Origin of the sequence: Oceanisphaera sp. (genome assembly GCF_048268965.1) — a bacterium.
GTDB lineage: Bacteria > Pseudomonadota > Gammaproteobacteria > Enterobacterales > Aeromonadaceae > Oceanimonas.
This window is the reverse complement of the sequence record NZ_JBLWUK010000007.1, coordinates 68,502-91,614: the sequence shown is the minus strand read 5'-3', so window position 1 is coordinate 91,614 and position 23,113 is coordinate 68,502. Positions and strand designations below refer to the sequence as shown.

Below are 23,113 nucleotides of genomic sequence, written 5' to 3'. Positions count from 1 at the left end.
GGCGGATAAAAAAGGGGTTAGGCTCCCTCAGCAGACCCTGAGCCTTTGCTGGAACCCTGTTGTTGAAACACAGTTTCCGGAAAATGTTAGCAGCAGGCCAGGCTGCGCTGCGGCCGGTCGCCCATGTTGGCCAATGCCGTCAGGCTGTCTGCCAGATAGTCGGGATTATTGGCCAGGGTGGCAGCGATGACCTGCTCGACCCAGGAAGGCAGCTCGGGGTTGAGGCGGTAGTAAACCCACTGCCCCTGGCGTCGGTCCTGCAGCAGGCCACCCTGGCGCAGCAGGGCCAGGTGGCGCGACACCTTGGGCTGGATCTGCCCCAGGGCGGTGGTCAGCTCGCAAACACAGAGCTCCTCTTCATGCTGGATGAGCAGCATGCACTTGAGGCGGGTGTCGTCGGCCAGACATTTATAAAACTGAAGCGGATTCATCAAAAGTCCCTGATGTACTTTGCTGTGATAAGTCATCCCGTATAACAGGTGTGGTGCTGTCGTCATTCCCATCGGCCTATCTTGTCATTCCCCTAGCCTTATCTAGTCATTCCCGCGCCTTATCTTGTCAATCCCTAGCTTTATCTTGTCATTCCCGCGAAGGCGGGAATCCAGGGCTTGTGGCGTAGATCTGTCAGCCTGCGCTTCTCCTGCAAAGACACTGGATCCCCGTCCCCGCCTTCGCGGGGATGACGTTCCTACGCGAGGATGACGTTCCTACGCGAGAGTGCCGGAAATAATGCGGTAAATCATATATACACTTTTTCGTATGTCAATGGTGGCGCTCCGCAAATAAATCAATCTCCGTTGTAATAATGCCACCCTGGATGTCGACTTAGCCCCATAGCCATTAGCCGACTGACCAAACGATAAGGAAATTTACATGGCCGATTTTCCTGTTTCCATACTGATAGTGCTGCTTGCAGGCGTGGGGCTGCTGAGCTTGCTGATGGCTCCCCGAGTCCGTACCGCCGAGGGTTTTTTCTCCGGGCGAGACGAGCAGGGCGCACAACCCGGGCTGCTGACGCTGACCTTTTCTCAGGTCACCACCTGGATATTTGCCCGCTCGCTGCTCAATGCCGCCATTCTCGGCTATTTCTATGGCATTGCAGGGGCTTTGGCTTACAGCGTTTATTACGGCTCTTTTCTCACCGGTTGGCTGATTGTCGACCGGCTGCGTTATCACCATGGCGTACACAATATTCAAGGGTTTCTGGTGGCCAGATTCGGCCGGGTGGGCAGTGGGTGTTTCAACCTGTTGATCTCGCTGCGGCTGCTGACCGAGGTATTTGCCAACCTGCTGGTGGTGGGGATGGTGTTTGGGGTGGCGGGATCCGGCGGCTACACCGGTGCCATTCTGGCAGTGTCCGGCTTGACGCTGCTGTACTCCATGACCGGCGGGCTACGCGCCTCGTTGCGTACCGATGTACTGCAGATGGGGTTATTAATGGTGCTAATTGTGCTGCTGGTCGGCATGGCGCTGCTGCACCCCTTGTTCGACTGGCAAGGCGTGCTGACCAGTAGCCCCGAATGGAATAGTCCGGGGTGGATATTGTTGGTGGTGGCGCTGTTGCAGGTGCTGAGCTACCCCCTGCACGACCCTGTAATGATGGACCGGGGCTTTATCGCCGACCGCAGCACCACCAAACGCAGCTTTTTGCATGCCTTCTGGCTATCGGCGCTGCTGATCCTGGCCTTCGGGTTGCTTGGGGTGTTCGCCGGTCTGCAGAGCGGCGAAGACAAAGACGTACTGATCACCCTGCAACGCTTGCTCGGCACCCCGGCCATGTTGTTGCTGGGGCTGGCGCTGGTGATCTCCGCCGCCTCCACCCTGGACTCCACCCTGTCCAGCGCATCCAAGCTGCTGGTGGTCGACATGGGACTGGGGCGAGCTTCCGCCGGGAGTGGGCGCCTGGCCATGGCGTTGTTTGCTCTGGGGGGCCTGATGCTGGTGTTTGTGGGCAGCAAGGACTTGTTTGATGCGGTGGCGATCAGCGGCACCGCCTCGCTGGCGCTGACCCCGGTCATACTGTTCAGCATTCTCGCCGGGCGCGAGGTGGCCCGCTGGAGCTTCGTGGCCAACTTTGCCGTCGCCTTCGCCGGTGCCGTGCTGTATTTTCTTGAAAAAGGTGGCCGGATCGACTTAATAGGCCCGCTGTTCGGCGTAGAGCACAGCTACAGCAAACTGCTGGTGATCACGATAGCCATCCTGCTCTCGGGCCTGATACTGTTTACCCTGGGGCTCAAACCCAAAGCCGTGACGCAGGCTCCGAGCCTATAATTCCCCGCCTTCCTGCCCCTGGGGAGAATAGTGTGACATGGCTCGAGAGCCTGATACTCGGCACCGAGCTTTGACTCCCGGTGGGGGTAGCATGCTGCTATAATCGACTGAGGATTTCAGGAGGGCGTTATGCGTATATTATTTGCCCTGCTTGGTAGTATTTCATTGGGACTGGGCGTGATTGGCGCGTTTTTACCCGTGTTGCCTACCACGCCTTTTGTATTGCTGTCGGCGTTTTTATTTGGCAAATCGTCACCTCGCCTGCATGGCTGGATGGTGAACCACCCCTGGTTTGGCAGCATGATCCGCGACTGGCAAACCCACAGAGGGTTGCGACTTAAAGTGCGGCGTCGTGCGCTGTGGATGATGGCGTTAAGCTTTTCATTTTCTATCTATATAGTGCCGTTATGGCCAGTGAAAGTGGGGCTGGCGCTGACCTTTGTCGTGCTGTTGGTATGGTTTTTGCGCTTACCCGTGGTACCCGACCCGCCGGCAGTTGCATTGAAGCAAACTAGGCCCTAAGCTAGCCGCCATTCACCTTATATGCCATGCCCGTGTCGTGTCCGGGCCAACCAGGGCTGCCTGTCTATTATGAAACAAGAAACCCTTAAACTGATTGCCGATAGCATTACTTCTATTCCCGATTACCCGAAGCCAGGGGTGATGTTTCGGGATATTACCAGCCTGCTGGAAAATGCCACGGCCTTCAAAGCCACCATAGATACACTGGTAGAACAATATCGGGATGCCGGGATCAACAAGGTGCTGGGTACCGAAGCCCGGGGCTTTATTTTTGGTGCCCCGGTGGCTGCCGCCCTGGGGGTGGGGTTTATTCCGGCGCGCAAGCCCAACAAGTTGCCACGAGAAGTGATGGAAGTGGCCTACGATCTGGAATACGGGCAAGACACACTGCAAATTCACGTGGATGCTATCGCCCCTGGCGAAAAGATACTGATTATCGATGATTTACTGGCCACCGGCGGTACGGTAGAAGCCGCCGTCAAGCTGGTGCGCCGTTGTGGTGGCGAAGTGCAGGACGCGGCGTTTGTGGTGGCCTTGCCGGCACTGGGCGGCTTGCAGCGCTTGAATCATATGGGTATTCGCGTGAATAGCCTTGTGCAGTTTGATGGTCATTAATTGCCGATGAATTATCAGGTTCTTGCCAGAAAATGGCGTCCGCAGCGCTTCGCCGAGGTAGTGGGTCAGCAACATGTGCTGACGGCGCTCATCAACGCGCTTTCGCAGGGGCGATTGCATCATGCTTACTTGTTCAGCGGCACCCGTGGCGTAGGCAAAACCTCTATTGCCCGCTTGTTGGCCAAGGCGCTTAACTGCGACACCGGCATTACGCCGGACCCTTGCGGCCAGTGTGCCAGCTGCCAGGAAATAGAGCAGGGGCGCTTTGTCGATTTGCTGGAAATTGACGCCGCCAGTCGTACCAAGGTGGAAGATACCCGCGAATTACTGGACAACGTGCAATATCAACCGGCTCGTGGTCGCTTTAAAGTCTACTTGATCGATGAAGTGCACATGCTGTCGCGGCACAGTTTTAATGCGCTGCTTAAAACCCTGGAAGAACCACCGCCCCATGTGAAATTCTTGCTGGCGACTACGGATCCGCAAAAGCTGCCGATCACCATATTGTCGCGTTGTCTGCAGTTTCATTTAAAAAGCCTCGAGCCCGAGCAGATAGACACCCAGTTGCAGCATATTCTTCAACAAGAGCAGCTGCCTTTTGAGGCACAAGCCACGGCGGCCTTGTCGCGTGCGGCCGACGGCAGCCTGCGCGATGGGCTGAGCCTCACCGATCAGGCGCTGGCCTTTGGTAATGGCGAGGTCAAGCTGGCCTTGGTCGAGTCGATGCTCGGCAATCTCAATCGCAGCCAGCTATTGGCGTTAATTGAGGCTATTTTGGCCGGTGACGGTGAAGCTTTGCTGGCGCGAGTGGCCGAGCTGGCCAGCCAGGGGCCGGACTACGATCAAGTGCATAAGGAGTTGATTGGTTTTTGGCATCAACTGGCATTGGCGCAACTGGTCCCTGCGCCACAGCAACAACCTTATGCCGGCGAACTTAACCGCCTGGCACCCTTGGTATCTTCTGAGCAAATACAGGTTTTTTATCAGATCTGTCTGCAGGGCCGTAAAGATCTGCCCTTTGCCCCCGATGGCCGTTCGGCATTGGAAATGACCTTGCTGCGTACCCTGGCTTTTCGGCCGGAGGCGCCGGTCGTCACGGCTGCCGCTCAGCCCGCGGCCACAACAGAAGCCATACCGGTAAAAAAGCCCACGCCGCCTCCCGCTGATGATTCGTCGTTAGAGGCAGATGAAGATGATCAAATGGCGGCGAAACTCTGGCAGGAACAAGACGAAATATTAGCCCAGGCGGAACAGCTGGGTCATGCTGCGCAACCGCAACCGCAACCGCAACCGCAACCGCAACCGCAACCGCAACTGGCGCGAGATAGTGCCGCCGACGCGAGCGAGGCGATTCAGCCATCTATCGAGGCGCTAACGGCTCCCGCTCAGCCTGTTGATGCAGCTCCGGCACCTAGCATGGCGGATACCGGCACGAATATGTTGGCTGACCAGCCAGAACCCCGCCAGAACAGTCGTGATGCCGACAGCAAGACGGTAGAAAAAGCTGAAAACGGAGAAAATACCGCTCCGGCTGCTGCCCCGGCAACGGCAGACGCCAATCCGGTAGAAGATCCGGCTGCGGCCGATGTGGCGCGTATTCGCCGTTTGTTGCAAACCCGAAATCGCTTGCGCAGCCAGGACCCGGAAAAAAACACCACGTCCAGTCAGCCAGCTGTCAAGCCGATAACTAAGCCTATAGTTAAGCCAGTAGCCAAGCCTGAGCCGCCTCGGCAACCAGAAGGCGGGGCGGCATTGCCCGAGCAGGGATTTTCGGCCCCAACGGTGAATCACCCGTCGCCTGCTGCCTCGGCCAGCCCAACACGGCCTGTGCCAGAAAAGCCACAGGCAAGGCAGGGCGCCGATGAGCTACCGCCGTTAGATGCCTATGCTGACGTAAGCTGGGACAATGACGAAGATGATGCGCCGCCCTGGAGTAACGAAGGGGCTTCGGCTCAGCCTGTGGCTGCATGGAGTGCGCCAGCCGCTGCACCTCAGCAAGCTAATGCTAATAGCACCACGGCAACGCCACCAAGACAGGCACCAACCGCTCGTCCGCCAGCGGCTTCAGTTGCGCCAATGACGGCTCCGGTGACACCCGTGGGGAGTGCGCAACGTAGCTCCACGGATCCCGAGCCTTTGAAACCGGCGAGTTTATTGCCCAGGGCAGAAGACAGCTGGGCACGCTTGGTGGCTGACTTGCCGTTGGGCGGCTTATTGCGTCAACTGGCCATGCACAGCAGCCTGGAAGAGAAAAGTGACCAGCAATGGCAGCTCTGGCTGCAGCCGGAACATAAGCATTTATTAAACGAAAAAACGCGACAAGAGCTGGAAGCGGTGATCCAGCATCATCAGGGGCAGCCGGTTAGCGTGCAGGTTGAAGTGGGCCTGCAAGCGGGCAAACAAACCCCGTTTGAAATAGAGCAAGTCTTGTTTCAGGAAGCGATTGCTCAAGCAAAAGATGAAATTGAGCGCGATGATGCGGTACAATTTTTCATATCGCGCTTTGCGGCTGTGCTTGAGTACGAGAGTATCGAGCCTATGGCGCAGTAGCGTCGGGTGTTATTTATCCATTAATCAAGAGTGAGCATATATGTTTGGTAAAGGTGGAATGGGCAATATCATGAAGCAGGCCCAGCAGATGCAAGAAAAAATGCAGAAGCTGCAAGAAGAGCTGGCTCAGCTGGAAGTCGTAGGCGAAGCCGGCGCTGGTCTGGTTAAAGTCACCATGGCAGGCAGCCATTCGGTGCGCCGTGTTGAGCTGGACGAAAGCCTGCTGCAAGACGACAAAGAGTTGCTGGAAGACTTGTTGGCGGCCGCCGTAAACGATGCAGTGCGTCGCGTAGAAGAGCAGAACAAGACCCGTATGGGCGAGCTGACTGGCGGCATGCAACTGCCACCTGGCTTCAAAATGCCGTTCTAAGACGCCTGTCTTTATAAAGCCGGGAATGTATTCCCGGCTTTCCGTTTCTTGTTCCCCGTGTTTTCTGCTTTTATCTCCCGAGTGATGCCATGCGTTTTAGCCCCCTGTTGGACGAATTAATCAAGAGCTTGCAAGTGTTGCCCGGTGTGGGCCCCAAGTCTGCCCAGCGCATGGCCTTTGCCATGCTGGAACGACAGCGTGCCGGTGGGCGTCGTCTGGCTCATGTGCTGGATCAGGCGCTGGAAAACATTGGCCACTGTCGCCAGTGCCGTACCTTTACCGAAGAAGAGGTGTGTCCGCTGTGTGCCAATCCCAAGCGGGCCATCAGCGGTCAGCTGTGCATAGTGGAAAGTCCGGCCGATGTGGTAGCCATCGAGCAAACCGGCCAGTATCAGGGGCGTTACTTCGTGTTGATGGGGCATTTGTCTCCGCTGGATGGCATAGGGCCCGAAGAACTTGGCCTGGACAAACTGGCCGACTGGCTGGCCACCGAGTCCTTCCAGGAGCTGATTCTGGCGACCAACCCCACGGTAGAAGGCGAGGCCACCGCCTATTATATTGCCGATATCGCCCGCAGCCACGGCATTGGCGTCAGCCGCATTGCCCACGGCGTGCCCATTGGCGGTGAGCTGGAACTGGTAGACGGTAACACCCTCAGCCATTCCTTTATGGGCCGTAAGCTTTTTGCATAATAGCTGGAAGAAAGCCGGAAGCGGTAAGCTGTCAGCGATCAGTTAAAGATAACACCCAAGACATAACCGAGCATGGGGGGCCTTAGTTATATAAGGAGTATTCTATCGTACGAAAGATAGTATGCATGGCCTCGGCTCGGTATTATTTTCACCCTTCACCCTTCACCCTTCACCCTTCACCCTTCACTAGAACTGTGCCTTTTCCAGCGTTATCGAGCTGATGGATGCCAGTAGCTGCTCGGCTGCATCGGCTTGCTGTACCTTGGCTGCTGCCTCGGCAATAAAGGCCCGCTTTATATCTTTGGGTTGATAACCGCGTAAAAACAGCTGACTCAGGGCCAGCTGCATGGGGCCCAGGCTGGGGTTGAATGCCACATTTTCCAAGTAGCGTCCCAGGCATAGCTGGCCGTCGCTGAGCAGCAGGGCAACGCCGGCGCGGTTTTTACTGTAAGGGGCGTAACTGGCATTGGCTTCATCCAGAGCGGCGAACATCAGAGCGTCATGGGTATCCACTTGAGGGTTGCCGGCAGCCACCAGGTTGCCGGCCGGGCCGTTAAGCATGCCATAAGACTGGTTCAAATCCGCGGGGCCAAAGGCGTGAGGCAGTAGCTCACTCAGCATGAAATTTTCTTGTGGCAGCACCAGCATCAGGCTGTCTTGATCCAGCTCGAGCATAAACTGACGGCAATGGCCGCAGGGGGTGGCGCTGACGATGACTTTCTCGATGTAGCGCTCATCAAACAAGGCCGCATGACCAATTGCCGACTGCTCGGCATGCAATGCGCTGCTGAGGGGCTGACCGGCTATTTCCATATTCGCCCCCAGGTACCAATGGCCCGAGCCACCAATGGCGATGGCACCCACGGTAAAATCGGACACCGGCACCCGGGCTTTTTGTTGTGCCAAGGGCAGCAAGGCCCGGGCGAGCGCCTCTTCTCCCAGCTGGGTGGCTTGCACTAAAATGGCGATTTGATCCGGGCTGAAACGCGCCAAATGCTTAAGCCGGTGCTGCTCTAATGTCTGCTGAAGTACATCATTCATGACGCTAGCGTCTCTTGTTTGGTTATTGCATAAACCAAAGATAGAGGTGAAACAGTGGCGGGGCCAGTACGGCGGTGGCTATGCCAGACACCACCATGGCCAGTGAGGCAAAGGCGCCTTGTACCGGACCCTCCTCGGCAGCGGCACTGGTACCAATGGCGTGAGCACCGGCCCCTATGGCCAGTCCCTGAGCTTCGGGGTGATGAATGCCGGCCCACCTGAGTAACGGAAAGCCGATAATGGCGCCCATCATGCCGACGATGATCACCAGGCCCGCCGCTATGGCCGGAATGCCGCCCATGGCTTGGCTGACACTCATTGCCAGCGGCGTGGTAATGGACTTGGTCGCAATGGAGGCCAGCAGCTCGGGGTTGGCCTGCAATATCCCGCCAATAACCAGGGTCGTACCGACAGAAATCAGTGCCGACAGGCTGCAGCAGAGCACGATGGGTGCTAGCTGCTGGCGGATTTTGGCGGCCTGTTGATACAGCGGTAGGGCAAAGGCCACCACCGCCAGCTCCAGCAGTCGATTAAGCGGCTGAGTGCCGGCCTGATAGGCGCCGCCGTCTTGCCCGCTGGCTATTAGCAGGGCGATGATGATCAGCGCCGGCAGCAGTATGGGGTTGACCAAGGGGTGTTGATAACGCCGAGCCAGCTTTTTTACCCACAGGTAAAGCAGGGCCGTCAACGGCATGGCGAACCATAACATCATGCCTGCAGCCTCTGATAAAGCCGACCCACTACCAGCAGTATCAGTATCAGGCCGCTTAAGGCGGCGCTGATGATCAAGCCTATGCTGTCGCCGAGCACATCCATATAGCTGAGTAACCCCGCCGCCACCGGAATAAACAGGATTGCCATATGGCGCAGGATCAGCTGGCCACTGTCATGGACCCAAGACAAGGGAACAAGCTGGCTGCTGAGCAAAAAAAACAGCACAAACAGCCCGATAATACTGCCCGGAAAGGCAAAGGGGAGCAGGCTGGCAATGGCGTTGCCGATGATCAGGCAGGCCAGTAACACCACAAAGCCGCGTATAAAGATGAAGGCTTGCGATTTAGAGGGATTGAACATAACGCGCCACCGCTTGCAGCAAAGCCAGCCTGGTTTCATCTTCCTGATGCTCGATCACCAATTGCTCCAGTCGTTGCATATAGGGCTCGGCCATGTCCGAGAGCTTGTCCTGGCAATGTTGGCGCCAGCGCTGCCATTCCTGTTCATTCAAGGTGTGGGGGTAATTGCGCGCCCGATAACGAAACAGTAACTCGGGCAGACGTTCATCGTTAAATTGCAAGGGGAGCGCGGCGAGGGCATCGGGGGTGCTGGTGCGCACCATCTCCATGGCTGCCTTGTCGGCGGTGCCAAAGAAGCCTCCCTGATACAGGGCGGCGTCAACATCGGTAATGGGAGCAAAGTCGGGGGCCTGTTGATACAGGGCCACCACTTTTTCCCGAATTTCCGGGTGGCGGCGCAGCAGATCGAGGCTGAGCCGACATTGGGCCCGATCGATACCTAACTCATCGGCTCTCTGTTCGGTTAGGGCGCCCGCCTTGGCCAGCACCGGGCACTTGTTGATGTGCACCAGCTTTACCGGCACCGGTGCCAGCCCATCCAGGTCGGCATGTTTGGTATACAGACGTTGTTGTAACTGCTCCGGGCTCAACTCGAGCAGCGGGGTGAGATCCATGGCCAGGTTGACGCAGATCACCGCATTGGCGTTATCGGGATGCCATGCCAGGGGAGCAATCCAGCTGGCACACCCTTGCCAGGCAGAAAACCGGCCGGACACATGCACCAGAGGCTGGCTGTTCACCACATCAATCAGCGCCTTTACCTTGTGTTTGTTTCTTAGCTCGAACAGATAATCGAACAACTTCGGTTGAGCCTGGCGCAGTAACCTGGCCAACGCGATAGTGGCTCTTACGTCGGCCAGAGCGTCGTGGGCGTGACCATGGTCGATATCATTGGCCTGGGTGAGTCGTTCCAGTTTGAAGCTGGGTTTACCGTCGTCGTCCGTTGGCCAGTTAATGCCCTCGGGGCGCAGGGCGTAGAAGGCACGCACCACATCCAACAAGTCCCAGCGAGAATTACCCTGTTGCCAGCTGTAGGCGTAAGGGTCATAAAAATTGCGATACAGGGTATAGCGGGTCACTTCATCGTCAAAGCGAATGTTGTTATAGCCCAGAATACAGGTATTCGGTTGGCTGAACTGCTCGTGAATGAGAGCAATAAACTCGGCCTCGCACACGCCTTTTTGCTGGGCGGTTTGCGGGGTAATACCGGTGATCAGGGTCGCTTCGGGCGAGGGCAGGTAGTCGGTGGGCAGCTGGCAGTAGCACATGAGTGGCTCGCCAATTTCGTTCAACTCGGCATCGGTACGAATGGCGGCGAATTGTACGGGTCTGTCATAGGCCGGATGTATGCCGGCCGTTTCGTAGTCGTGAAACAAAAAACTCGGTTCTGCTGCAGGCTTGCTCATGATGATTTGGGTCTTTATTACAGTGGGCCATCACTCACGATATAGCGGGCCAATTAAAGAGTATGGCCTAGCGTAACATTTTGTAAAAGCAGCGGTAAGAGGGAAGCGGCGGGCGACAAGCTGTCGGCGGGGTTTTGTGAAGGGTGATGGGTAAAGGGTGAAGAGCGAAAGATGGCGCTCTGCATAACAAGGGGAGGTGTGTTGGTAGGTCGAATTTATTCGACCAATGATGGTGGCTCGGCCTTAAAGAGGTCGATTACTCTTTATCTAAATAAGGCGACCCTACACAGGGTGATGATGCTGCCGTATTCCTGATGCCAATCGTGGCATAGCCTAAAGCCGGCAATAAAGAGGAAGAACGGGCGTTTGGCGCTTAAAATCAAAAGGTTCGAATAATCCTCAATGTCGAGAGGGAGTTGACCATGGGTATGATGCAGGAATTCAAGACCTTTGCGGTGAAGGGTAATGTGGTTGATATGGCGGTGGGTATCATCATTGGGGCTGCCTTCGGTAAGATAGTGACCTCCCTGGTTTCTGGGGTGATCATGCCGCCGATAGGCTTGCTGCTGGGGGGCGTTGATTTTTCCGACTTGCAGGTTGTGCTCAAAGAGGCGGTGGGCGAAACACCGGCGGTGGTTATCAGCTACGGTGCCTTCATTCAAACCCTGGTTGATTTCACCATCATCGCCTTTGCCATTTTCATGATGGTGAAAGGAATCAACTCCCTGAAGAAAAAAGAAGAAGCCAAGCCCGCGTCGCCGCCCAAGCCTACCGCGGAAGAGGTTCTGCTAACGGAAATACGTGACTTGTTGAAGTCAAAATAATGATTGTTTCATGAAGTATCAAGACAGGAAAAAGGAAGATTTTAGATGAAATTTAGCGAAATTCTCGGCGTATTCGAGATGATTGGCGGCGCCCCCATGGGGGAGGCCGAGGCGTATCTGTGCAAGGAAACCGGACAGATTTATATTGTTTCGGACTACATGGAGGATGAGCCCCTGCCGGACGATCTGGGCTCCGACCGTTATCTGTGCCTGCCGGACAAACGAGATCTGGACTTGGGGCGGCGACTGGCCGAGCGCTTTGCCTGGGATTATCTGCCGGACGATGTCGAAATGGTTGAGGAGCAGTTCCGAAGTCGGGGTGCCTATGGCCGCTTCAAGTCGTTGCTGGAACGGCGCAATATGCTCGAACAATGGTATGAATACGAGGCGAAGGCCACAGAAGCGGCGCTCAGGGAATGGTGTGAGCTTAACGACATCGAGCTGGATAACGGCTAAATGGCAGCGTCAAGCGAAAGAAAGGGACCGGAGAAGGCCGGCAGGGCCATTCTTTCGCGTTGATGTTATGTCTGGGCCTGGCGCTCGGCGCTGCCCTGGCGGTTATCAGTCGGCGCTGTCTTCTACTGGCTCGTAGTCGTCATCGCTGTTACCCGAGGTCATGGGCGAGCACAGGCGATGCACACGCTTGGGGCCTATCACCTTCAGGTACTTTAACCATACCTTGGCATGCTTGCTGTCCGAGGCACTACCTTGTTGTACTTGTTCAACAAAGCGCTGCTCTTCTTCGCAACCAGGGGTGCGCTGCTGAGCATACAGTGCCAGCATGGCGTGGCCGGATTGCTCCAGTAGCTGTGCTTCCGCGACGGTAAACTCGCCACAACGACGCAGACCGCGAGGAAAATGGGCAAAGTCTTGAAATGGCTTGGCTGACTCAAAGCTCATGTTCGTTCTCACTCTAGTTTTGGTGGCTCTATGATTCGCGCAAAGTATGGCACCGCGTTCCGGGAAGCAAAATCATTTTTCTTCACGTCACGTTGAATAATTTTTCATGATGTTTTTTTGTCATGGTGATCGCTGTCGCCAGTACTCTGATCACCGCTCTCGTGGGTGAGCTCGATAAAGCGCGGATGTTGGCGCAGCGGTTCAAACTCTTCGTCGTCGGCGGCCACGTCGCGCAAGTGCACATTGTTTTGTACCGCCAGCTCCAGATCCGACAAGGCCTGCTCTTCATGACCGACGCCGGCATGGGCGCAGGCGCGCTGATACAGCGCATGGGCATTTTGCTGATCCACCTGCAATACCCGATTACACAGGCTTAATGCCCACTGGCGCTCGTTCATCATGAGTGCTGCATCGGCCTTGTGGGTCATGGCATCCAGATCGCCGGGCTTGATGTCGAGGATCTGATCATAAATATCAATTTTAGCCTGTGGACTCTGCTCCTGGCTGGCGCGTAACCATAAGCCATGGATTTCTTGAAATCGCTCAATTTCGCGGTAGTTTTCCGCAATAACCTTGGTTTTTCGCTGCAGTTCGCGCTCAATCTGTTTTAGCTTGTGCTCGTAGGTACTGGTGATTTTCTTCATTTCTGTTTCTGCATAATCCCGCGCCGTCTTCTTGAGTTCCCGTAACGATTGCCAGCCGACTATGGCCAGTACCGAGGCCGCACCTGCCAGCAGATAGAAAAAATAGGTCACGGTCACGTTGGCGTAACTAATGGCCTTGTCGGCCACATTCAGCTCTTTTTGTGCGATTTCGTCGGTGACCTTGATTTGATAGTTCGCCATTTCGGTGCGCAGTGATTTGAGCTCATCCAGTATGTAGCGCTCCATGAACGGAATGAGCGGGATGCGAGTTTCGGCGGCGGCTTGTGGTGGCGTGTCTGCAGGCATTTTCTGGGCAGGTTCTGCGGGTTTTTCCTGGGCAAGAGTGGGTAAAGAAAGCATTAAAAAACAAAACGATAATAGTAATTTTGCCATGAGATACCTGACTGGGAATAAAGGGTGAAACCTGATCCCCCGAGAGTACCCCGTTGCTGCCTGGTGTTCAAATGGGTGTTCAAACAATAATAAGGCGGCCACTGGGTGCCGCCTTGAAAAGGGTCAAGCCAACTCGACTTCTTCGGCTTGAGGTCCTTTTTTGCCCTGGGTGACCACAAAGGTCACCGGCTGACCTTCTTGCAGGGTTTTGAAGCCATCGCCCTGTATGGAGGAAAAATGAACAAATAGATCCGGGCCCGACGCGCGGGTGATGAATCCAAAGCCTTTTTCTTCGTTAAACCACTTTACGGTTCCTGTTTCTTTGGTGCTCATAGTCTGTATCCGATTTAGTCTGGCAAGGTGGTGACAACAGATCACCACTACTTAGATAGTAGCAGCTCCCACGGAACGGGCGCTGCCGACGATTTATTTGCAGTGATGTGGCTGGGTTTACAGGCCTGAAAACGGTCATCAAAACGTCACCAAACGCTCCTGAAATCGTCACAGATGAACTGTAAAAAGCATGCGACTCTAAACAATTAATTCGATATGGGGTTGTAATTCATTGATAGTTTGTTAGGTTAATAAGCAATTAATGCTTAGCCCACTAACTAAATAAGGTTAGAACTGTAAATGATTAGCACCGACACGGATACGACCGTTGATCTACAGCTATTACTGCGACACCCCAAGTCAACCGATGGTTACCAGGTAAATCGCCTGATTGACCGCTGCAAGCCCCTGGATACCAACTCTACCTACTGTAACTTGCTGCAATGTCTGCACTTTGCCGATACCTGTGTGTTGGCCGAAGATGAAGAAGACGGCTCATTGCTGGGGTTTATCTCTGCCTACCGTAAACCTGCCGAGCCAAACACCCTGTTTGTCTGGCAAGTGGCCATAGATAAACGCGCCCGTGGTGAGGGGCTGGCTCGCACCCTGCTGAATACCCTGCTGGATGCCGATGCCTGCAACGGGGTGACTCACCTCGAAACCACCATTACCGCAGACAATGCACCTTCGTGGGGTTTATTTGAAAGCCTGGCGCGGAGTCAGGGAACAGGTCAGGGCGAACGCCATCTGCTGTTCGATCAGCAACGACACTTCAATGGTGACAGCAGTAGCGAAATTCTTTATCGCATTGCACTCGGCTAATCCTACTGGCCGAGCACCCGCATTCTTTTTTATTTTTCAGTTTTGAACTCAAGACTTTCAAGGAGTCGAGATGAGTAATATTTTTGATGTTATGGAATCCAGTGTACAAACTTATGCCCTTTCTTTTCCGGTGACCTTTAACAAGGCTCAGGGAGTATGGCTTTACGGTCAGTCAGGCAAGCGCTATTTAGATTTTCTTGCCGGTGCCGGTACGCTGAACTACGGCCATAACCACCCGGTGTTGAAAGAAGCCTTGATTGAATATATTCAGCAAGATGGCATCGCGCATGGTCTGGATATGCACACGTCTGCCAAAGGGGCATTTCTCACCGCGCTGCAGGATATTATTCTCAAGCCGCGAGACATGGACCATGTGGCCCAGTTTACCGGCCCAACCGGCACGAACGCGGTAGAAGCCGCCATGAAGCTGGCACGTAAAGTGACCGGTCGCAGCAATATTGTGGCCTTTACCAATGGATTTCACGGTGTGAGCCTGGGGGCTTTGGCAGCCACGGGTAACCAGCACCACAGAGGCGGGGCAGGCACATCAATGGCCGATATCAGCCGCTTGCCGTACGACGGTTATCTCGGTGCCGGCGAAGACAGCCTGCTGCTGTTTGAAACCATGCTTAACGACAACTCCAGTGGCCTGGACAAGCCTGCCGCCGTCTTGTTTGAAGTGGTGCAGGGCGAGGGTGGCTTGAACGCCTCATCGGTTAAATGGTTGCAGCGCCTGGAAAAAATCTGTCGTAAACACGATATTCTGATGATTGCCGATGACATTCAGGCGGGCTGTGGCCGCACCGGTACCTTCTTCAGCTTTGAACCTGCCGGCATCAAGCCCGACATCATTACCCTCTCCAAGTCGCTCAGCGGCATGGGCCTGCCTTTTGCGCTGGTGCTGATTCGCCCCGATCTGGATCAGTGGAGCCCGGGTGAGCATAACGGGACTTTCCGTGGCAATAACCATGCGTTTGTCACCGCCCGCAAAGCGCTGGAAACCTTCTGGCAGGATGACACCTTTGCCGCCGAGGTGCGAGCCAAGGGTGAATTGCTGACCCAGCGTATGCAAGCCATGGTGGATCGTTTTCCCAAGCTGCTTAACAAGGTAAAAGGTCGTGGCATGATGCAGGGCATTGCCTGTTATGACGGTGACATTGCCGATGCCATTACTTCAAAGTGTTTCGAACGTGGCCTGATCATTGAAACCGCGGGTCCGAATGATGAAGTGGTGAAATGCCTGTGCCCCTTGATCATCACCGAAGCCGAGCTGACGCAAGGTCTGGACTGGCTGGAAGACGCCATCCTGGAGACGGACAGCGAGCGTTTGCGCAAGGCGTCTTAAGCTTGCCGCCAACCAACAAGGGGTAATCAGCTTACCCCTTTTTTAATGAATGATTAATCGTGTTCGCCCCGGGCGAACAAGAACAGCACTAAAGAAAGGACATTTCATGATAGTACGTACTCTTGCCGAATGTGAACAAAGTGAACGCCGTGTCGAGTCTGAAACCGGCACCTGGGAAAGCACCCGCATGTTGCTGAAAGACGATAACGTGGGTTTTTCGTTTCATATCACCACTATTTATGCCAACAGCGAAACCCACATTCATTATCAGAATCACTTCGAGTCTGTGTATTGCATTAGCGGTAACGGCGAAATTGAAGACCTGGCCGACGGCAAGGTTTATCCCATCCAGCCCGGCACGCTTTATATTCTGGACAAGCACGACAACCATCTGTTGCGTGGCGGCAGTGAAGACATGAAGCTGGCGTGCGTGTTCAACCCGCCACTGACGGGTAAAGAAGTACATGATGCCGATGGTGTTTATGCGCTGGACAGCGCCGAGGCCTAAGGCCGTCTCTATTGTGTCGGGGGCTGTCCCCCGACTACGGACATTTTCACTGGGCAGGGCGTTATTCGCCATTTGGCCACTCTCCCCCAGGCCCACTGAAAATGTGCGATCACAGTCATGACCAAAATTTTAATAATTTAAGGGAATAATAGTGTCACACACAGTAGAAAAAATTGGCGGTACCTCCATGAGTCAATATCAGGCGGTCCGCGACAATATCGTATTACACAAACGCAAACTGGGTGGCTACTATCAGCGGATGCTGGTGGTATCGGCCTTTGGCGGTATTACCGACGGCTTGCTGGAGTGCAAGCGCACCGGTGCCCCCGGAGTGTATGCCACCTATGCCGATGCAGAAGATGACAGTGCCTGGGAGCAAACCCTGGATAATGTGTGCAATCGCATGGCACAAATTAACGAAGACATGTTTGGCCGCAGCCCGGAACGCGCGTTGGCGGATTCTTTTCTGCAAGACCGCATTGCCGGTATTCGCGACTGTTTGCACCATCTACGCCAGGTCTGTGCCTTCGGTCAGTTTCAGCTGGCCGAGCAGCTGCAAACCATTCGCGAGCTGCTGGCCGCCATGGGTGAAGCCCACAGTGCCCACAACATGGTGCTGTATTTGCGCCAAAGTGGTGTGAATGCCGTATTGATGGACTTAACGGGCTGGCGCACCGATGAAGCCTTGCCGTTGGATGAGGTACTGGAGCAGGCGCTGTCGCGTTTTGATCTGTCGAGTCAGCTGCCGGTCGTGACCGGTTATGCCCATTGTAAAGAAGGCTTGATGAGCCGTTTCGACCGCGGCTACAGTGAAATGACCTTTAGCCGACTGGCCGTGTTAAGCGGTGCACGGGAAGCCATTATTCATAAAGAATATCACCTGAGCAGCGCCGATCCGCGGCTGGCGGGTGAAGATCAGGTGATTCCGCTTGGTCGCACCAACTATGATGTCACCGATCAGCTGTCTAATCTGGGCATGGAGGCCATTCATCCCCAGGCCGCCAAAGGATTGCGCCAGCAGAATATTCCACTGCGGGTGCGTAACACCTTCGAGCCGGATCACGAAGGCACCCTGATCACCACCGATTATCGCAGTCCTTCGCCTTGTGTGGAAATGGTGGCGGGGCGCCGTAATATTTTTGCGATTGAGCTCTATGATCAGGACATGGTGGGCCGGGTGTCGCATTATGCCGAGTGCTTTACCGATGAGCTGGACGGCATGCGCCTGAACCTGGTGTCCAAAGACATGAACGCCAACACGCTGACCTATTATATTTCTGGTAACCGCAAGGTAGTACGCACCCTGGTGGGCGCCTTGCAGCGTCGCTTTGAAAACGCCGATATCAACACCCATAGGGTATCCGTGGTGTCAGCCGTGGGGAGTGACATGAGCCTTCCGGGTTTGCTGGCCCGCTCTGTGGCGGCGCTCAACAAAGCCGACGTGCCGGTCCGCGCCGTGCATCAGTCGCTGCGGGCAGTAGAAATGCAGTTTATTGTGGACGATGAATTCTACGAGCAGGCCGTGGTGTCCCTGCACGACGAACTGGTGCATACCCATGCCGAAACGGTAGCGCTGGCCGTCGCTTGATGCCTAAGTGAGGCGTGAGGAGTAAGGGGGGAGGTGCCGGAGTTTAACGCCTCACTCCTCACTCCTCACTCCTCACTGTGCTCCTTCCCTTCCCTGTTTCCCCGCATTTTGGCACACTGGACCCTTGTTTCTTTTTTGGATCTGGAATTGATTATGGCTAAACGTGCCTGTGCCCTGCATATACTGGTTAAAACCGAAGCTGAATGCCTGGCATTAAAGCAACAGCTCGCCAAGGGCGCCGACTTTCACCAGCTGGCTAAAAAATACTCTACCTGTCCATCCGGTAAGCGTGGCGGTGATTTGGGCGAGTTTAAAAAAGGTGACATGGTGGGCTCGGTAGACAAAGCCGTATTTTCCGGGCCCGAGTTAGCCATTCAAGGGCCGGTTAAAAGCCGTTTCGGCTATCATCTAGTTAAGGTGCTCTATCGTAACTGAGATCAAGCCAGGGCAGTGTGTTTGGTCGGGGCCCATTCATTGGCCCTGTTCAGGTCGAGCCGGGATGTTTGGTCGAATAAATTCGACCCTACAATTTAGCCTGGTGCTTTATCTTTTACTGACAGCTAAACCTGTGAGTGTGACAAACTGACCAAGGATCGCCGATGTTTCTTGAGCATATACAGATCCGCAATTTTATGGGCCTTAATCAGCTGTCGTTATCGCTGAACCAGAGCACGGCGCTGATGGGGGAAAATGCGTGGGGTAAAACCAGCCTGTTTCGCGCCTTGTGGCGCTTGATGGGGCAGGGTGGCTGTTGCTATCAGTTTGTCGATGAAGACTTTTATCGAGTGGGGCCCGGCGAGACGGTCGATGAGTTGCAAATTGTGCTGACCTATCGCGAGCACCGGCCGGGTATCAGCGAGCACTCGGCCAGGCTGGCGCGGCTGGAGCCGGTGTGGGTCAAGCACAAAGACGGCTTTCACCGGGTGCATTATCGGGCACGGGCCAAACGCAGCCAGTCGGGTGTTGTGAGCGAGCACGGGTTTGTTAACGGCGGCGGCGTGCCCATCGTACAGGAGGATGCGGCGCAGCTGGTGCACATGCTGATAGAAATGAACCCGGTGTTTCGCCTGCGCGACTCCCGTGGCATCCCTCAAGACTTGCCCATCGTGAATTTAAACGGCGATTACGATCAGTTATTAACCCACCTGAGTGAGCAGCTGGCAAAAGAAGACGAACTGCCCCAGCAGGACATTAAAGCGGGCCTGGATGCGGTACGACAACTGCTTGAGCACTACTTCACGCCCCAAGGCGCTACCAGCCGCGCCCCAAGACGAGCACGCGACATTGCCATTCACCCGGTCACCCTGAGTCAGCTGGGCAAACTCAACAACTGGCAGCCCAAAGGGGAAGAAAGCGGCCTGTCTCTAGCCTTGTCGGCGGTGGCGCATACCATATTGCAGGCCCGTGGCGGGCGGCCCATTGAAGTGGGCGCCAGGCCCATGTTGCTGATAGAAGATCCCGAAAGTCGTCTGCATCCCACCATGCTGGCCATTACCTGGGGAATACTGGACCGCTTTCCCGGCCAAAAACTGGTCACCACCAACTCGGGAGACTTGTTGTCGGCGTTTCCCCTGCATCATCTACGCCGTCTGGTGCGCCTGGAGGGTGAAACCAGGAGCTTTCAGATTGGTAATGAAAAATACAATGGCGAAGACATGCGCCGCATTGCCTTTCATGTGCGGATTAACCGCCCCATGTCCCTGTTTGCCCGCTACTGGCTGCTGGTAGAAGGGGAAACCGAAATCTGGCTGTTGAATGAGCTGGCGCGAATTTGTGGCTATGTATTACCGGCAGAAGGCATTCGCATTATCGAGTTTGCCCAGTGTGGTCATAGTCCGCTGATTAAAGTGGCGCGGGATTTCGGCATTGGCTGGCATCTGCTGACCGATGGCGACGAAGCGGGCCAAAAATATGCCCAAGGGGTACGCAGCCTGCTGCGCGGCGAGCGAGAAGAAGATCATCTTACCGTGTTACCGCGCATCGATATTGAACACTATTTGTTTGATAACGGCCTGGAGTCGGTATTTCGCCAGGAAGCCCAAATTTATGACAAGCACACACCATCCAGCCGCATCATAGAGCGCGCCCTCAGCCGACGAAGCAAGCCGGGCATGGCCCTGGCGGTCGTGGAAGCCGTTGAACTGCAAGGTGTGAACAGCGTGCCCAAAGAATTAAGGCGCATGTTTGCACGCATGGTCGCTAACGCCCGCCGACAACGCTAAAATACCTCCCGCTTATTTTCTTGGAGATGGATAAATGACTGACCTGCTGTCGGCGCGACTGTTTGCGCCCCTGGCCTTAACCGCAATAACGGCGCTGGGGCTATTACTGTGGATCTTGCGCAATGGTGACCTGTGCCCGGGTCAGCGACGACGCATTAGTGATGGCCTGATATCGGTATGGGCCGTGTTCGGGCTGGCGCTCATGCTGTCAGTGGAGGCCGGGGTGCCCAGCTGGATGCTGTGGCTGGGCGGGGTCACGCTGGCACTGGGGCTGGGGGCTGTCTTGTATCAGGCCAGACTACAAGGTAAGCGAAGCCTTCCGTTAAACTGGCATGGGCCCGGCCTGATACTGGCACTGTGTTATGGCCTGGGTCTGCTGTTGCGTGAGGGGCCTGCCGCCCTCTTGATGGCCGGAGCGGGGGGCTGTGTCTTTACTCACTTGATCATGGTGCGTGCGAAGCATCGTTTGCAGGCGTTTAACCTGTTGTTGCCGCTGGTGGGCATTGGCTTTGCCATTGGCTGGATGTTGTTACTTCTGGTGCAGACCTTATGGTCACAAAGTGAGTCTCAGGTGTTGCTTGATACCGGCCGCTTGATCGGGCCGTTTGCCCAAATGTGCGCGGCTGTTTTGCTGGGCGCCATTATCTGGTTGTTACCCCTGCTAAGAAAAGAGCCGACCAAACCGCCGGTGATTGCGGTTGCTGCCTTGTTAGTAATAGGAGCCCTGACGGTGGGACAAGGCATTATTTGGCAGTTGTCGGTTAACATTAATTAAACAGCAAAAAAACTGCTGATAATGCACAGTTTTTCTCGTTGTACTTCATAATACCTGCTGACTAGAATGCGCGCCTCAAAACCGGAGGCGCCATGCACTTAATACCCCTTTACTTACACCTGATACTGCTCACCCTGGGTAACGCTTTTCTGTTGACCCTGGTGGCCGTGTATCTGAACGCGCAGGGGGCACCTGCGGCACAAATTGGCTTGGTGGGTTCGGCTTTTTATCTGGGTATGCTGGGGGCGAGTTTTTTTGCCGACAAGTTTATTCAGTGGCTGGGGCATGTGCGGGCACTGGTATTTTGCTGTATCGCGCTGGCGCTGGCGGCCCTGGCGTTAACCTGGACCAGCCTGTTACCGGTGTGGCTGATCTTGCGGGTATTGGCGGGCATGGCCGCCGCCATCGGTTTTGTCGCGGTGGAAAGCTGGGTATTGGGTGTGGCGCCTCTGCATCAACGTTCCCGCTCCATGGCGCGTTATATGCTGGTGTATTACTTCAGCTACGGTATTAGCCAGTTATTTATCGACTGGGAACTCTTGTCGGGCATGATGGGTTTTTGGTTGGCGAGCAGCTTGTGTGTTTTGTCTGTGGTGCCATTATTGTGGGCCAAGCGGCCTGACCTGGAAAATGAAGCCGAGAGCCATGGTGCCAGTGGCAAACCGCCTCGTGCCGAGCGCGCCCTGGGGCTGGTGGGTTGTCTGGTGGCGGGCATGCTGTTAGGGACTCTGTCTGCACTAATGCCGATTCAGCTGGAGCAGCTGGCCCTGGGTGATGAAGTGGGCCTGTACATGGCGTGGCTTATTTTATGTGGCATGGCATTTCAGTTGCCTAATGGCAGCTTGGCCGACAAGGTGGGCAAGCGAGCCATGATGGCGGTGCAAACGCTGATGATAGGTGCCGGCTGCTTGTTGCTATGGGAGTTCGACGGCAAGGGAGTCATGTTGCTGGCCTTTGCGTTGCTGGGTGCGGGTGGCTTTACGTTATATCCGACGACCATGGCGTATGCCTGCGGCAAAATGAACGGCCGCGCCCTGATAAAAATGACTCAGAAGTTGATGTTTACCTACAGCATTGGCTCTTTGACCGGCCCCATGATTGCGGGCCTGATGCTGGAGAAATTCCAGTCCGGGTTGTTCTTGTTTGTTATCTTGCTGGTGGCTGGTTGGGCGTTGTGGCTGTTGCTGATGCGTTTGCTGACCGACAAGCCTGTGGGCACTACTGTGTAACGCTCGGTATTATTCATTATTACTTTGCTTCAAGGGCTGGCCTGGTGCCGGCCCTTGTCGATCCTGACAGTTTGGTTCCGAGTAGGTTGTTCGGCATAACCCCATATTTTTAAGTAATCACGCGTAATTTATGTAGGTACTGGGGCTAGCTTTCTTTTCTCGTCACCCTCGCGAAGGCGGGGGTCCAGTGTCTTTGCAGGAGAAGCGCAGGCAGACTGTTCTGCGCCACCAGCCCAGGATTCCCGTCCCTGTCCCCACCTTCGCGAGGATGACGTTCATATGCGAGGATGACGTTCCTTCGCGGGAATGACGACAGAGCCCTACCTGTAATGCGGGATTAAGTAATAGGGTCGAATTCATTCGACCAAAATAGCGGCAGCGCTTTATGGTACTATTACCCTGTACAACAACAGAACAAGCTAGCACTTGCTGGGGAGTGGAATATGAAACTTAAACTATTATCAACGATGACCATGGTGGCGGCGTTGGGCCTGGCGGGCTGTGCCAACCCGGATGTGTACTCGGGTGATGTGTATGGCAGCCGCGCCGCCAAACAGGCGCAAAGTGTCACTTACGGCACTGTCACATCAGTGCGGCCGGTGCTGATTCAGGCTGGAGATCAAAACCCTAATATCATTGGTACCCTGGGTGGCGGTGCCGTGGGCGGTATTCTGGGACACCAGGTTGGTGGTGGGTCAGGGCAGGCGTTAGCCACAGCGGTGGGCGCCATTGCGGGCTCCATGGTGGGCTCTCGTGCCGAAGATAAAATCAATCAGGTAAAAGCGGTAGAGCTTGAAGTGCGCACCGACAATGGTGAAAACCTGATTGTGGTGCAAAAGGCCGATCGTAACTGGCAACCAGGGCAACGAGTGCGTTTGGTGGGGTCGGGCAGCAACATGAGCGTGGCACCCTATTAAATAACAGCCCCTCGTCCGGATAGGGCGTAGTCAGCTAAACAAAAAGGCGCCCTTGGGCGCCTTTTTGTTGTAA

General features: G+C 55.2%; 25 protein-coding genes. 17 read left to right on the top strand and 8 right to left on the bottom strand.

Annotation, left to right across the window (positions count from 1 at the left end; all coding sequences use genetic code 11):
• Positions 1–86: 86 nt before the first annotated feature.
• Positions 87–431: a metalloregulator ArsR/SmtB family transcription factor gene (locus tag ACN0VL_RS05615; RefSeq protein ID WP_417615344.1), complete on the bottom strand. Its 345-nt coding sequence runs from the start codon at positions 429–431 to the stop codon at positions 87–89.
• A gap of 442 nt (positions 432–873) precedes the next feature.
• Here ACN0VL_RS05615 and ACN0VL_RS05610 point away from each other — a divergent pair, with 442 nt between their 5' ends.
• From ACN0VL_RS05610 to recR, 6 genes are all read left to right on the top strand, one after another.
• Positions 874–2,271, top strand: coding sequence for a sodium:solute symporter family transporter (locus ACN0VL_RS05610; protein ID WP_417615342.1), 1,398 nt, complete (start codon positions 874–876; stop codon positions 2,269–2,271).
• Between the two features lie 129 nt (positions 2,272–2,400).
• Positions 2,401–2,793 carry a YbaN family protein gene (locus tag ACN0VL_RS05605; RefSeq protein ID WP_417615340.1) on the top strand — a complete coding sequence of 131 codons (393 nt, stop codon included), beginning with the start codon at positions 2,401–2,403 and terminating at the stop codon, positions 2,791–2,793.
• Between the two features lie 69 nt (positions 2,794–2,862).
• Positions 2,863–3,408 carry an adenine phosphoribosyltransferase gene (gene apt / locus ACN0VL_RS05600; RefSeq protein WP_417615338.1) on the top strand — a complete coding sequence of 182 codons (546 nt, stop codon included), beginning with the start codon at positions 2,863–2,865 and terminating at the stop codon, positions 3,406–3,408.
• Between the two features lie 6 nt (positions 3,409–3,414).
• A complete protein-coding gene (gene dnaX, locus ACN0VL_RS05595) occupies positions 3,415–5,958 on the top strand; it encodes a DNA polymerase III subunit gamma/tau (RefSeq protein WP_417615336.1) in 2,544 nt (847 codons plus the stop codon).
• A 40-nt stretch (positions 5,959–5,998) separates the two neighbouring features.
• Entirely contained in the window at positions 5,999–6,328 is a 330-nt protein-coding gene (locus ACN0VL_RS05590) for a YbaB/EbfC family nucleoid-associated protein (RefSeq protein ID WP_417615334.1), read from the top strand.
• A gap of 89 nt (positions 6,329–6,417) precedes the next feature.
• On the top strand, positions 6,418–7,020 hold the full coding sequence (gene recR / locus ACN0VL_RS05585) for a recombination mediator RecR (protein WP_417615332.1): 603 nt from the start codon (positions 6,418–6,420) through the stop codon (positions 7,018–7,020).
• Between the two features lie 186 nt (positions 7,021–7,206).
• On the opposite strand, the gene cdd is transcribed toward recR, so the two are convergent.
• From cdd to sbcB, 4 genes are read right to left on the bottom strand one after another with little or no spacing between them, the layout of a single operon-like run.
• Entirely contained in the window at positions 7,207–8,061 is an 855-nt protein-coding gene (cdd, locus tag ACN0VL_RS05580; RefSeq protein ID WP_417615330.1) for a cytidine deaminase, read from the bottom strand.
• A 22-nt stretch (positions 8,062–8,083) separates the two neighbouring features.
• Positions 8,084–8,773: an LrgB family protein gene (locus ACN0VL_RS05575; protein ID WP_417615328.1), complete on the bottom strand. Its 690-nt coding sequence runs from the start codon at positions 8,771–8,773 to the stop codon at positions 8,084–8,086.
• The gene (locus tag ACN0VL_RS05570) at positions 8,770–9,135 is read right to left on the bottom strand and encodes a CidA/LrgA family protein (protein ID WP_417615326.1); all 366 of its coding nucleotides are present in this window, start codon (positions 9,133–9,135) and stop codon (positions 8,770–8,772) included. Before ACN0VL_RS05570 ends, ACN0VL_RS05575 begins: the two co-directional genes overlap by 4 nt.
• A complete protein-coding gene (gene sbcB / locus ACN0VL_RS05565; RefSeq protein WP_417615324.1) occupies positions 9,119–10,540 on the bottom strand; it encodes an exodeoxyribonuclease I in 1,422 nt (473 codons plus the stop codon). Before sbcB ends, ACN0VL_RS05570 begins: the two co-directional genes overlap by 17 nt.
• 422 nt (positions 10,541–10,962) lie before the next feature.
• On the opposite strand from sbcB, the gene mscL reads away from it, so the two are divergent.
• Positions 10,963–11,364 (top strand): large-conductance mechanosensitive channel protein MscL, encoded by a 402-nt coding sequence (mscL, locus tag ACN0VL_RS05560; RefSeq protein ID WP_417615322.1) that lies wholly within the window; start codon positions 10,963–10,965, stop codon positions 11,362–11,364.
• Between the two features lie 45 nt (positions 11,365–11,409).
• On the top strand, positions 11,410–11,820 hold the full coding sequence (locus ACN0VL_RS05555; protein ID WP_417615320.1) for a UPF0158 family protein: 411 nt from the start codon (positions 11,410–11,412) through the stop codon (positions 11,818–11,820).
• 105 nt (positions 11,821–11,925) lie between these two features.
• Here the strand turns inward: ACN0VL_RS05555 and maoP are convergent, their stop codons facing one another.
• The 3 genes from maoP to ACN0VL_RS05540 form a co-directional block, all read right to left on the bottom strand.
• On the bottom strand, positions 11,926–12,264 hold the full coding sequence (gene maoP / locus ACN0VL_RS05550) for a DUF413 domain-containing protein (protein ID WP_417615318.1): 339 nt from the start codon (positions 12,262–12,264) through the stop codon (positions 11,926–11,928).
• A 104-nt stretch (positions 12,265–12,368) separates the two neighbouring features.
• Complete coding sequence (locus ACN0VL_RS05545; protein ID WP_417615316.1) at positions 12,369–13,301, bottom strand: tetratricopeptide repeat protein; 933 nt, start codon at positions 13,299–13,301, stop codon at positions 12,369–12,371.
• Between the two features lie 123 nt (positions 13,302–13,424).
• Positions 13,425–13,634, bottom strand: coding sequence for a cold-shock protein (locus ACN0VL_RS05540; protein WP_104487633.1), 210 nt, complete (start codon positions 13,632–13,634; stop codon positions 13,425–13,427).
• A gap of 300 nt (positions 13,635–13,934) precedes the next feature.
• Between ACN0VL_RS05540 and ectA the strand changes: the two genes are divergently transcribed.
• From ectA to ACN0VL_RS05495, 9 genes are all read left to right on the top strand, one after another.
• Positions 13,935–14,456 carry a diaminobutyrate acetyltransferase gene (ectA, locus tag ACN0VL_RS05535; protein ID WP_417615314.1) on the top strand — a complete coding sequence of 174 codons (522 nt, stop codon included), beginning with the start codon at positions 13,935–13,937 and terminating at the stop codon, positions 14,454–14,456.
• 70 nt (positions 14,457–14,526) lie between these two features.
• A complete protein-coding gene (gene ectB / locus ACN0VL_RS05530; protein WP_417615312.1) occupies positions 14,527–15,801 on the top strand; it encodes a diaminobutyrate--2-oxoglutarate transaminase in 1,275 nt (424 codons plus the stop codon).
• Between the two features lie 106 nt (positions 15,802–15,907).
• The gene (locus tag ACN0VL_RS05525; RefSeq protein ID WP_417615310.1) at positions 15,908–16,309 is read left to right on the top strand and encodes an ectoine synthase; all 402 of its coding nucleotides are present in this window, start codon (positions 15,908–15,910) and stop codon (positions 16,307–16,309) included.
• Positions 16,310–16,460: 151 nt separating this feature from the next.
• On the top strand, positions 16,461–17,897 hold the full coding sequence (locus ACN0VL_RS05520) for an aspartate kinase (RefSeq protein ID WP_417615308.1): 1,437 nt from the start codon (positions 16,461–16,463) through the stop codon (positions 17,895–17,897).
• A gap of 153 nt (positions 17,898–18,050) precedes the next feature.
• Positions 18,051–18,332 carry a peptidylprolyl isomerase PpiC gene (gene ppiC, locus ACN0VL_RS05515; protein ID WP_417615306.1) on the top strand — a complete coding sequence of 94 codons (282 nt, stop codon included), beginning with the start codon at positions 18,051–18,053 and terminating at the stop codon, positions 18,330–18,332.
• 164 nt (positions 18,333–18,496) lie between these two features.
• Positions 18,497–20,119, top strand: coding sequence for a DUF2813 domain-containing protein (locus ACN0VL_RS05510; protein WP_417615304.1), 1,623 nt, complete (start codon positions 18,497–18,499; stop codon positions 20,117–20,119).
• A 34-nt stretch (positions 20,120–20,153) separates the two neighbouring features.
• Positions 20,154–20,894, top strand: coding sequence for a hypothetical protein (locus tag ACN0VL_RS05505; RefSeq protein ID WP_417615302.1), 741 nt, complete (start codon positions 20,154–20,156; stop codon positions 20,892–20,894).
• A 92-nt stretch (positions 20,895–20,986) separates the two neighbouring features.
• Positions 20,987–22,123 carry an MFS transporter gene (locus ACN0VL_RS05500; RefSeq protein WP_417615300.1) on the top strand — a complete coding sequence of 379 codons (1,137 nt, stop codon included), beginning with the start codon at positions 20,987–20,989 and terminating at the stop codon, positions 22,121–22,123.
• A 443-nt stretch (positions 22,124–22,566) separates the two neighbouring features.
• Positions 22,567–23,040, top strand: coding sequence for a glycine zipper 2TM domain-containing protein (locus ACN0VL_RS05495; RefSeq protein ID WP_417615298.1), 474 nt, complete (start codon positions 22,567–22,569; stop codon positions 23,038–23,040).
• Positions 23,041–23,113 lie beyond the last annotated feature (73 nt).

Excerpts from the sequence above, each read along its gene's own strand:
- ACN0VL_RS05615 (WP_417615344.1), bottom strand. The coding sequence starts at position 431 with ATGAATCCGCTTCAGTTTTATAAATGTCTGGCCGACGACACCCGCCTC.
- ACN0VL_RS05610 (WP_417615342.1), top strand. The coding sequence starts at position 874 with ATGGCCGATTTTCCTGTTTCCATACTGATAGTGCTGCTTGCAGGCGTG.
- ACN0VL_RS05605 (WP_417615340.1), top strand. The coding sequence starts at position 2,401 with ATGCGTATATTATTTGCCCTGCTTGGTAGTATTTCATTGGGACTGGGC.
- apt (WP_417615338.1), top strand. The coding sequence starts at position 2,863 with ATGAAACAAGAAACCCTTAAACTGATTGCCGATAGCATTACTTCTATT.
- dnaX (WP_417615336.1), top strand. The coding sequence starts at position 3,415 with ATGAATTATCAGGTTCTTGCCAGAAAATGGCGTCCGCAGCGCTTCGCC.
- ACN0VL_RS05590 (WP_417615334.1), top strand. The coding sequence starts at position 5,999 with ATGTTTGGTAAAGGTGGAATGGGCAATATCATGAAGCAGGCCCAGCAG.
- recR (WP_417615332.1), top strand. The coding sequence starts at position 6,418 with ATGCGTTTTAGCCCCCTGTTGGACGAATTAATCAAGAGCTTGCAAGTG.
- cdd (WP_417615330.1), bottom strand. The coding sequence starts at position 8,061 with ATGAATGATGTACTTCAGCAGACATTAGAGCAGCACCGGCTTAAGCAT.
- ACN0VL_RS05575 (WP_417615328.1), bottom strand. The coding sequence starts at position 8,773 with ATGATGTTATGGTTCGCCATGCCGTTGACGGCCCTGCTTTACCTGTGG.
- ACN0VL_RS05570 (WP_417615326.1), bottom strand. The coding sequence starts at position 9,135 with ATGTTCAATCCCTCTAAATCGCAAGCCTTCATCTTTATACGCGGCTTT.
- sbcB (WP_417615324.1), bottom strand. The coding sequence starts at position 10,540 with ATGAGCAAGCCTGCAGCAGAACCGAGTTTTTTGTTTCACGACTACGAA.
- mscL (WP_417615322.1), top strand. The coding sequence starts at position 10,963 with ATGGGTATGATGCAGGAATTCAAGACCTTTGCGGTGAAGGGTAATGTG.
- ACN0VL_RS05555 (WP_417615320.1), top strand. The coding sequence starts at position 11,410 with ATGAAATTTAGCGAAATTCTCGGCGTATTCGAGATGATTGGCGGCGCC.
- maoP (WP_417615318.1), bottom strand. The coding sequence starts at position 12,264 with ATGAGCTTTGAGTCAGCCAAGCCATTTCAAGACTTTGCCCATTTTCCT.
- ACN0VL_RS05545 (WP_417615316.1), bottom strand. The coding sequence starts at position 13,301 with ATGGCAAAATTACTATTATCGTTTTGTTTTTTAATGCTTTCTTTACCC.
- ACN0VL_RS05540 (WP_104487633.1), bottom strand. The coding sequence starts at position 13,634 with ATGAGCACCAAAGAAACAGGAACCGTAAAGTGGTTTAACGAAGAAAAA.
- ectA (WP_417615314.1), top strand. The coding sequence starts at position 13,935 with ATGATTAGCACCGACACGGATACGACCGTTGATCTACAGCTATTACTG.
- ectB (WP_417615312.1), top strand. The coding sequence starts at position 14,527 with ATGAGTAATATTTTTGATGTTATGGAATCCAGTGTACAAACTTATGCC.
- ACN0VL_RS05525 (WP_417615310.1), top strand. The coding sequence starts at position 15,908 with ATGATAGTACGTACTCTTGCCGAATGTGAACAAAGTGAACGCCGTGTC.
- ppiC (WP_417615306.1), top strand. The coding sequence starts at position 18,051 with ATGGCTAAACGTGCCTGTGCCCTGCATATACTGGTTAAAACCGAAGCT.
- ACN0VL_RS05510 (WP_417615304.1), top strand. The coding sequence starts at position 18,497 with ATGTTTCTTGAGCATATACAGATCCGCAATTTTATGGGCCTTAATCAG.
- ACN0VL_RS05505 (WP_417615302.1), top strand. The coding sequence starts at position 20,154 with ATGACTGACCTGCTGTCGGCGCGACTGTTTGCGCCCCTGGCCTTAACC.
- ACN0VL_RS05500 (WP_417615300.1), top strand. The coding sequence starts at position 20,987 with ATGCACTTAATACCCCTTTACTTACACCTGATACTGCTCACCCTGGGT.
- ACN0VL_RS05495 (WP_417615298.1), top strand. The coding sequence starts at position 22,567 with ATGAAACTTAAACTATTATCAACGATGACCATGGTGGCGGCGTTGGGC.